This is a genomic window from Paenibacillus sp. 2TAB26, assembly GCF_052115145.1.
Lineage (GTDB): Bacteria > Bacillota > Bacilli > Paenibacillales > Paenibacillaceae > Pristimantibacillus.
On record NZ_JBFRGC010000018.1, the window covers coordinates 169621 to 179001 of the forward strand.

General features: G+C 45.6%; 9 protein-coding genes and 1 pseudogene. 5 read left to right on the plus strand and 5 right to left on the minus strand.

Going from position 1 to position 9381, the window contains the following annotated elements; genetic code table 11:
• Window positions 1–105 precede the first annotated feature (105 nt).
• Complete coding sequence (locus tag AB4Z50_RS21185) at window positions 106–531, minus strand: NEAT domain-containing protein (protein WP_076270885.1); 426 nt, start codon at window positions 529–531, stop codon at window positions 106–108.
• Between the two features lie 12 nt (window positions 532–543).
• Window positions 544–1566 (minus strand): heme uptake protein IsdC, encoded by a 1023-nt coding sequence (gene isdC / locus AB4Z50_RS21190; RefSeq protein ID WP_441881769.1) that lies wholly within the window; start codon window positions 1564–1566, stop codon window positions 544–546.
• Between the two features lie 340 nt (window positions 1567–1906).
• Here isdC and AB4Z50_RS21195 point away from each other — a divergent pair, with 340 nt between their 5' ends.
• Genes AB4Z50_RS21195 through isdG form a run of 3 tightly spaced genes read left to right on the plus strand, consistent with a single transcriptional unit; the run spans window position 1907 to window position 4997 of the window.
• On the plus strand, window positions 1907–2848 hold the full coding sequence (locus AB4Z50_RS21195; protein ID WP_441881772.1) for an ABC transporter substrate-binding protein: 942 nt from the start codon (window positions 1907–1909) through the stop codon (window positions 2846–2848).
• Between the two features lie 20 nt (window positions 2849–2868).
• Window positions 2869–3864 carry a FecCD family ABC transporter permease gene (locus AB4Z50_RS21200; RefSeq protein ID WP_441881775.1) on the plus strand — a complete coding sequence of 332 codons (996 nt, stop codon included), beginning with the start codon at window positions 2869–2871 and terminating at the stop codon, window positions 3862–3864.
• Window positions 3861–4997 (plus strand): heme oxygenase, encoded by a 1137-nt coding sequence (gene isdG, locus AB4Z50_RS21205; RefSeq protein ID WP_441881778.1) that lies wholly within the window; start codon window positions 3861–3863, stop codon window positions 4995–4997. The genes AB4Z50_RS21200 and isdG overlap by 4 nt, the downstream gene beginning before the upstream one ends.
• A 124-nt stretch (window positions 4998–5121) precedes the next feature.
• Here the strand turns inward: isdG and AB4Z50_RS21210 are convergent, their stop codons facing one another.
• From AB4Z50_RS21210 to AB4Z50_RS21220, 3 genes are read right to left on the minus strand one after another with little or no spacing between them, the layout of a single operon-like run.
• On the minus strand, window positions 5122–6132 hold the full coding sequence (locus AB4Z50_RS21210; RefSeq protein ID WP_339203770.1) for a Gfo/Idh/MocA family protein: 1011 nt from the start codon (window positions 6130–6132) through the stop codon (window positions 5122–5124).
• Window positions 6133–6169: 37 nt separating this feature from the next.
• A complete protein-coding gene (locus tag AB4Z50_RS21215; RefSeq protein ID WP_441881781.1) occupies window positions 6170–7009 on the minus strand; it encodes a sugar phosphate isomerase/epimerase family protein in 840 nt (279 codons plus the stop codon).
• A gap of 24 nt (window positions 7010–7033) precedes the next feature.
• Window positions 7034–7675 (minus strand): carbohydrate-binding family 9-like protein, encoded by a 642-nt coding sequence (locus AB4Z50_RS21220; protein WP_076270892.1) that lies wholly within the window; start codon window positions 7673–7675, stop codon window positions 7034–7036.
• A gap of 168 nt (window positions 7676–7843) precedes the next feature.
• On the opposite strand from AB4Z50_RS21220, the gene AB4Z50_RS21225 reads away from it, so the two are divergent.
• Together AB4Z50_RS21225 and AB4Z50_RS21230 are read left to right on the plus strand one after the other, a co-directional pair.
• Window positions 7844–8749: a helix-turn-helix domain-containing protein gene (locus AB4Z50_RS21225; protein ID WP_441881784.1), complete on the plus strand. Its 906-nt coding sequence runs from the start codon at window positions 7844–7846 to the stop codon at window positions 8747–8749.
• Between the two features lie 190 nt (window positions 8750–8939).
• A pseudogene (locus AB4Z50_RS21230) lies at window positions 8940–9381 on the plus strand (ABC transporter substrate-binding protein); the annotation flags it as partial.

A 9381-nucleotide genomic window follows, 5' to 3' on the forward strand; every position in this document is an offset into this window, starting at 1 on the left:
ATCGCTTATGTACCCTTGCATTTTGAACAGGAGAGCGAAACATGCCGCAGCATTGCTCTCCTGTTATTTTTAAAGCGCTATTCTAACCGTAGAGCTCGCTGATGCTTAAACGCTCCAATTGAATTGGATTGTATGAACCGTATTGTAGCCTTCAAATCCTGGTGATGGCGGAACGACAACGTGGATTTTGGCAACTTGGTTCGGTGTGAAATCAGCCACTTCAAATGTAAATTCAACGTTGCCGCCTGTATAATTAGCAGCTGCATAGCTGTATGTTCCAGTAGCAGGGTCTTGCACTTGCAAGTATTGAATGAAGCTTGAACCAGAGAATGTAACCGTTGTCGTTGTGCCATTGCTTGCTACAACTGCATCGCCTACTTTATAGGCATCAGCATAAGAATTGGCTGTATCTCCCGCGTTGCGAACGACATAGCTTACACCAGTACTTGCGAAAGCAGATGGAACAACTAGAGCTAAAGCCATTACGAGCATTAACATAACGAAACTTGTTTTTTTCATCGATTTTACCATTTAGAACACTCCTTATTTTTTAGCGAATTTGGTTTTGCGCAATAAGATAAAGGCTACTCCGACAACAATAATGATTAGGGAAATAACAAGCGGTGACAACACGCGCTTAGAAGAAGCCGCATCTGACAACTGCTGCGCAGCTTCACCTGGTGCAGGTGTATCCATATCAGCCCCAATAAGCTGAACATCGGCCTTCGGCTCTTCGTGAACAGCTGTCTCCGCAGAGTCCACTGCTAGGGTATCCTCTGAAGAGCTTGACTCTTGTGTAGATGGGGTTAAAGTCTCCTTAGGCAATGATTGCCCTTCAGCTTCAGCCGCTATCGGACTAACGGTTGGAGCAGGCGAAGCTTCGACCTGTATCTCTTTCTTAGAATCTTCTTTTTTAGAATCGACCGTTTCAGAGCTCGGCTTATCTACCTCAACCTTTGGTTTTTCTGTCACCTTATTTGTGGTTTGAGGAGCTGTTGTACCTGTCTTTGCATCGGTCTCTTTTTTTGGTTCTTTCGTGGTTGTTGCTGGTTTCTTTTCTTCTTTGACAGGGGCCTCCGCTTTGCTGATCTGCTTCAGACTGCTAGAATCGAAAACTAGACGAATCGTGTAGCTGTGATCGTAATCAATATCCTCTACCGTTACGTGGATCTTGGACTCTAACGGCGTTGTAAGATCAGCAATTCCGAACTTAACAATTCTCGTATTGTCAGCTTCGTTGCTAGATACAATAGCCGTATCTATGTACCCGCCGTCACTCGGAACTTTATATTCCGTTACCCATGAGCTATGGTTTATTTGCAGTTGTACCTGCAAAGCTCCTTTGGTCACAATCAGCTTGGCTGGTTTTTCCCAATAGTCATTTGCCATCGATACCGATTCATCTTCGGCTTTCTTGACAACATAGTCTATCGAGTACGTACCATCAGCCAGTTCAGCCGCATGTGCTTCAGGTGCAAACGGAACAACGAGTAAAGTAATCATGATGAAGAAAGCCAGCACTCCAAACTTGCGAATAATTCTCTTCTCCTCCTTTACTCCTGACATCCAAGCTCGCAGCAGATTATCCGAATGGCTCTCTCTCACATCATGAATATGATAATCATTATCAATAAAAAGTTATTTTGATTATGATAATCATTATCATTGTACAATTAAAAAAAAAGCAATCTGCTGCAGAATGCATCCCCATTTCTGGAAACGCCATTCTCAGGAATGAAACTATCATGCATGCCCACATTTTGTCAACACAAAAAAAGAAAATTAGTTATTTTCTATATAATTCCTTTTTAGGTATTGACGTCCTCTGTTTTTAAGCATTATACTCTCGAAGAGATCATTGAGACTGATTATCAATAGCATTTAGCTTGGAGGTACTGCAATTGTTATGAGAACTTGTCTCCCCCTATTTGCTGTGCTTCTGTTACTCGTTTTTACAGGATGCAGTATCGGCAAAGGCAGCTCTTCAGAAATGAGCGATGGAAGTCTGATAGTAAAAGACTTTGCAGGACGCCAAATTGCCTTTAAGGAACCTCCCGCCAAAATTGTTGCACTGGGCAGCGGCGAAGCTGATATTGTGGCAGCTTTAGGAGGAAATCTAGTCGGCCGGCCTACAACATCCGCTCAGCCCGTTAATCGGGCAGTCCTCAAAGCTGAACAAATCGGAAATGCTCACGAGGTTGATTTGGAAAAAATAGCATTGCTTCGCCCTGATGTCGTGCTTGGCAATTATCCAATGAATGAGAAGGATATTCCCGTTCTTCAAGGAATCGGTGTACAGCTCCTGTTGACGGGTGCCAACTCCATCGACGACATTAACCGCCAGATTGAGCTGATAGGCCAACTTCTTCGCAAAGAAGAGCAGGCACAAGCAATTATCGCCAACATTGTTGATAAGATTGCTGTTTATAAACATACCGATGAAGCCAACAAGCCGCGAGCGCTGCTTGTATATGGAGCTCCAGGTACATTCATGGCAGCACTTCCTAATTCCTTGAGCGGCAACATTCTCGAAACCGCTGGCGGAGTAAATATCGCTTCGGATTATCCGAGGCTGCAGAGCTTCCCGCAATACGCGCAGCTAAACGCAGAACGTGTTGTTGAAGCAGACCCCGACATCATTTTTTTCATGACGCATGGCAATCCCGAGGAAATCAAGAACAGCTTCATTCGTGAAATGGAGACTAATTCTGCATGGAGCAGCATATCCGCCGTCAAGCAGCAGCGTATTGAAGTGCTGCCGCAGGACCTGTTCGGTACTAACCCTGGAACTCGTGTAATCGAAGCACTTGAGCTTATGGACCGCTTGCTGAAAGAAGTGCCTAACTGAAAGGATGCTAAATAAGGATTATGAATAAAGAAACACGTACAAAAAGACGTAAGCTGGCCTTCATCATCTCACCCATATTTCTGCTTTTAAGCGTTCTTATCGGGTTAATATCTGGATCAATCACGATTCCACTGCACGAGATATGGAGCATTCTTATCACAGGCGATTCATCAGCTCACTCCGTGATATTGCTTGATCTTAGGCTCCCTAGAGTATTAATTGGTTTATTGACAGGCGCATGCCTTGCTGCATCCGGAGCAATTCTGCAAAGTGTCATGCGCAATCCACTTGCCGATCCCGGTATTATTGGCGTTTCGGCAGGTGGCGGTCTCGCTGCTGTCATCACGATGGTGATGCTGCCGCAATTCAGCTTTTTATTGCCAGCTGCTGCTTTTGTTGGCGCCCTCTCTGCAAGTCTAATTATTTATTTTCTTTCATGGGATAAAGGTGCTTCGCCTATTAAGATTGTATTAGCCGGTGTTGCAGTAAACGCGCTCGTGGGGGCCGTTATGAATGGCGTGATGGTCGTTTACAGCGACCGGGTTCAAGCTGTGCTTCCTTGGCTTTCCGGCGGATTAAATGGACGAAGCTGGCATCATTTCAGCTTTATGCTGCCTTACGCGCTCGTCGGCCTACTTCTTACGATACCAGCGATCAAATCAGCCAATCTGCTGCTGCTCAGCGATGATTCTGCTCGCTTGCTGGGACAAAAAGTGGAGTTGCAGCGGCTTCTGCTTATTCTCTTATCTGCTCTGCTTGCAGGAATTGCAGTAAGCGCCGCAGGTCTTGTTGGCTTCGTTGGGCTGGTTGTGCCCCATATGGTCCGCCTTCTAATTGGCGACGATTACCGTTATTTGCTGCCAGTATCGATAATAACCGGTGCTGCTCTAGTCGTCATTGCCGATGCTGCGGCTCGTTCTTTATTTGACCCTGTTGAGCTGCCGGTTGGCATATTATTAGCTTGCATCGGCGCACCGTTCTTTTTGTATTTGCTGAGGAGGAGTAACTGGCGATGAAGGCGATTCAAACCCATTCGTTAACGCTTGAAGCAGGCATGTTCAAGTTGTCAGATGTTAATATGGAAATCCCTAAAGGTAAAATAACTGCGATAGTCGGGCCAAACGGCTCAGGCAAATCAACGATGCTTAGATTAATCTCGGGTCTGCTGACTCCAGATAGCGGCAGCATTCTCATTAATGAGAAGAGTACGAGCGATTATAAAAGATCCGAATATGCCAAAAGTCTTTCCATGCTGACGCAAGCCAAAGATATGCTTCCTTCGCTGACCGTTCGCGAACTGGTCGCTTATGGGCGTGCTCCTTACCAAAAAAGCTTCCGTCAGCGGCTAACTACGGAGGATGGACGTATCATTGATTGGGCATTGCGGGCATTGCGCATTCGGCGGCACGAAGACCGAATGTTTCACACCCTCTCCGGAGGCGAGCAGCAGAAGGCGCGAATCGCCATGGCATTAGCGCAGCAGACCGAAATTCTTTTACTAGATGAGCCAACTACCTATCTGGACATGTGTCATCAGCTCGAGGTGCTGGAGACACTCGCCAAAATAAATCGGGAATATGGAACGACGATCGTTATGGTTCTGCACGATCTGCAGCAGGCAGCCGCTTATTGCCATTATATGATTGCCATGAAAGAAGGGGAGCTTGCTGACGCTGGAGAACCACGAACCATCATTACGCCTCGTTTCATGCGCTCCGTATTTGATTTGGATGCGAGAATCAGCTTTGCTGAACGTTATCCCATTATCATTCCTATACCCAAAACCGATGAGGAGGAAGAAACGATGATCATTGTGACGAATGTATCGCAAATTACGAAGGGTGAAGGAGAAAAGCTTGTTGAACGTTTTGATCGGGTAGGCAAAGTCGAGGAAATGGAAGGGTTTCTTGGGCTTGAGGTGCTTCTCACGCAAAACCTAAAGGACTATGACGAGGTTTCCATCGTTACAAGGTGGCAATCCAGAGATGACTTTAACAACTGGACAAAAAGCGAGGCGTTCCGTGAATCTCATTCCCACCGGAAAACGCCGGAATACATTCTATCTAACAAAATTATGTTTCAGGAAGTCAAAGTCAAGCGTACTCCGCTCCCTGCAGCGGAACGAAGCGATGAACGGCTTGCCCAATAAATTCCTTCTTAACAAACAAGCAAGACAGCAATTCCTCCTCTAAACAAGGCGGCTGCTGTCTTGCTTTTGTTTTGTCTGTTCATTTTAACGAGCTTATCCGGCTGCTAAGTGAATGCTAGACCTTTTACAAGGATACTAGCGTCCCGCCTTCATTTGCAGAGCGCAGCTCTGCTTCAATAATTTCAAGCGTGCCTACCGCGCTCTCAGGTGCACAAATCGAAACTGGCTGCCCCGCATGAATGGATTCAATAAAATATTTGATTTCACGATAATAACCCATATCCTCCGACAATTCAGCAATAAAGCCCGGCGCATCATTTGGATTAACTTTCACTTGCCCATTTTCAAAAATGAGATTTCCGCCTTCAAAATTAACGCGATACGTCATGGCGAAGCCAAAGTCGCCTTCCAGCGTCCAATCTGCCTGAGCATTCAGCACCTTGCCATCTGGATAAATATAATGAGTAGACACGACATCATAGCCGCTGCCTGGAATGACATTGCGCGCAATCGTTGATACCTTCTCCGGCTTGCCGAATAACCAGTGAACCATGTCTGCATCATGAATGTGCATGTCCAGTAAACAGCCTCCGCTTTTGCTGCCATCCAGAAACCAACCCTTTGGCGCGGCAGAGCCTCTGAAGAAATAACCGCCCGTAACAGCTCCATAACGGCCATCCTCTACGCAAGCCTTCAAGTATTCATAAGCTGGCCAGAAGCGCAGGCATTGGCCGATCATCAACGTTTTTCCTGTGCGCTCTGCTGCATGTGCCATGCGCCAGCCATCCTCTGAGCTTCCTGCCACAGGTTTCTCGCATAATACATGCAACCCTCTCTCAAGCATCGAGCAGGTTAAATCAGCATGCAGATTAGTAGGCAGCGTAATATCGACGATATCTAGTTCCTCGTTCTCTAGCATTGCAGCAATATTATCGTACAAACGGTAAGGCGCAAGATCATAGACGTCCTGCTCTGTCGCGATGTTGCCTGACGCTTTTCCTTCCTTCAACTCCTCGATCAGCAAATCGCAAATCGCTACAAGCTGCACAGGAGCGCCTTCCTTAGCAAGACGGACATAATTGTCAAAGTGCATCCGACCCATAAATCCAAAACCGATTAAACCAACCTTTAACATATTAAAAACCTCCTAATAGTTTTTGAGTAGATGAATTCTAACGTCCTAATATGGCATCCATCGCTTTTGAAGTGTTGAAAATGATTTGTTCGGAATGATGATTGTATGGCGGAATCATTTCTCCAGTTACATAATTGTCATAACCAATCGCATGAAGCGCCTGCATGACAGCTGGGTAATCAACATCACCTGCTAACAGATCAACAAAGCCATGCAATCCGCCTGCTTGACGGCGGTAATCCTTGAAGTGCACCTTCTTGATGCGATGACCCAAAATACGAATCCATTGCTCAGGATAACCATTATGAAGCGCATTGCCGACGTCGAAATACGAGCCTACAAAACTCGAGTTATGCGCATCAATGAAGGAACGCATCTCAAGCGGCGATAATAAGAACTTGTTCCAAACATTCTCAATACCAATCGAGACCCCCGCGCTCTCAGCAAACGGAACAAGCTTCCCGATCGCTTCCAGCGCCCGGTCATATGCATATTCGTAGTCAGCAACTTCACTGCCTGGTATAAAGTCAACGCCTACAGCGCCTGGAATGACCAAAATGGTATCGACGCCTAGTGCCGCAGCAAGCTCCAGCTGTTTCTTGCACACATCGATTGCTTTCTCGCGTGTAGCCACGTTTTCACTCGTCATTGGATAGGACCAGTACAAGCCTGTTGCTAAACCTGCAATTTCCAGTTCATTTTGCTGCAGTTCGTTTTTGATTTCTTGAATCTCTTTGTCGGATGCTGCTAGGCTAAGCTCACCCGTCTCGTTCAATGACAGCTCGATTCCGTCAAAACCTGCTTTTTTTGCTGTACGAATGTTTTCTGCAATGGTTGAATCACCTTTGAAAGACCAAATATTAATCCCTTTTTTCATGTTAAGCCCTCCTACATTTATGTTTTAAATAAATAACAGCCTGCCAAATTTACGGGGAAGATGAAAGTTTATCGCTTTGGTAGCCTGCCAAGCCTGGAATTCACGGTTGCCGTGTTTATCCTCATCAATTCGGTAAAAATTCACTCTCCAGCTTAATCCTTGCTCGAGAGGCTTCTTGAAATTCTCAACCGGAATATGCACAAAATAAATCCGTTCAGCATCGCCACTCGTTTCAACAGTCGTCTGGATACCCTCAAACCTCCATGCTAAGTCCGTCGAAGTGATCTCAGCTTCACCATCATTCGCAATCAGAGCATCAAAAACAACATTGTTCGGACTAACTTCTAGCTCTAGATAACGATGCCCAGTTCCATCCTCATCGATAAACAGCTCAACGACATCCTGCTCATAAAGCGGCTCATCGCGTATGGTAAAATCAGATACAACATGTGAATCCTTGCATAAATAACGAATATGCAAATAGTTCTGGCTCCAGCATGCTCTTACTTCCGTACGCTCCTTAGGCTGCATGGCAGTGACCGTATCAACCAGTTCAATCGCATCGAAGCTATCCCAATGGATAGCGCCAAAACCGGCGTCTTCGATGCTGATCGGCACTTGCCTGCAAAGATAGGTTTTACTCTCTTGAAACGCAGGAACCTCCATTTGTTCAAACTCCTTTTTAGATAATTACGTTATATTGAATTTGCTGCAACAACATGTGATAATACGTTTATAATAAACGATTATTCTTGAAATTTATTTAGCTAGAATAGCGATTTTTTGGACAATTCCGTTCTCTTTTTTATTTTCTTAATGAAAGGAGCCTACCGCTTGGAAAAGACTGAATCTCCCTTTCTACGCATTCGTTCAACTCCATTTCGCGAGTGGTCGCCCAGCGTCCATTATGCGCAGTTCCAGCGCTTGCCAACGGGTGCTCTGCCAAGACGTAGATTGTATGATTACGAGCTCCTGTACGTGTACCATGGCGAAGCAGCGACGACCATGCATGGGCAGCGCTATAAGATTGAAGCTGGTCAGCTTATCTTTTTGCCCTCTGGCGTTTATCACCAAAATGAAGTCGTTTCCAGCCCAAACGCTCGATTTTTAGGCATTCATTTTGATTTTTTTGACGAGCTCGATATTCAGACAGAGGCTGACATGGTTGTGAACGAAGCTGCTGTTTTGCCGCATAAATTCATTTATGAGCCTTATGTGGAAGGGTTGGCTCCCTTATCTGACCATCCAGTCTATAAGCCGCCTCTCGTATGTGTACAATTAATGGAGCAGCTTGTTCATGAATTCACAATGCGTCCTATTGGGTATGAGCTGGTTTGCAAAGGTCTAATGCTACATATATTGGCCCATTTGCTGCGATTGCCCTCATCTCGATCCGCTGGACAAACCTCTCTTCATGGCGGCAGGATTGCCGAGTTAATGGAGGAAATAGAGGCATCACCTGCTGCAAATTGGACAAACACAACGATCGCCGCAAAGCTGAATTTGAGCATCGACCATACCGCGAAGCTGTTTAAGCAAATCGCCGGTATGCCTCCTAGCGAATATGTTCAATCGATACGTCACCGTGAAGCTAGAAGGCTTCTTCGGGAATCCGAGCTTTCAATCGAAAACGTCGGCAGCATCGTCGGCTATTCCGATATCCACTACTTCAGCCGGATATTCCGCCGTCATGAAGGAATATCTCCGCGAGAATATCGGAAATTGTCCAAAATTTTATAAAAAAAGAGCTCTATATAATGAAAGCCGAATACCTACAGTGGTGTTCGGCTTTTAACTTTTCTTCATGTTTGGACAAACTAAAAAACACTTCTTTGCTTTGTCCATTGAGTACAGCTCGTGTATCTATTACGATAATGTATATCGATAATGATTATCATTATCTCATAACATCTATTGGGGGAGAATTAAAATGTATCAAGGAACAAAATCAGCCGCACTTTTGGCTACATTCGCACTAATGGGAACCCTATTGCTAGCCTGTGGCAGCAATTCAGCAAATTCGGGCAATACAGCGAGTCCCGCTGCTGAAGCAACAAAAGCACCTGCAGCAACGGAACAAGCAGCCGATACCACCCGCTCCTTCACCGATTGGTCGAAGCATGAGGTAGAAGTGCCTGTTACTCCGCAGCGTGTTATCTTTCATGGTGAAACTACAGGTGATTTACTTGCGCTAGGCGTTAAGCCGATCGGCGTCATACAGGATATGATTAAAGGGACGGTATTTGAGCAGCAGCTCACTGGTGTCGAGGACGTAGGTTTTCCGCTAAGCGTCGAGAAATCATTAACACTGCAGCCTGATCTTATTATTTTCTCGAATTCGGACGAACAGCAGTATGAGGTTATTTCAAAGG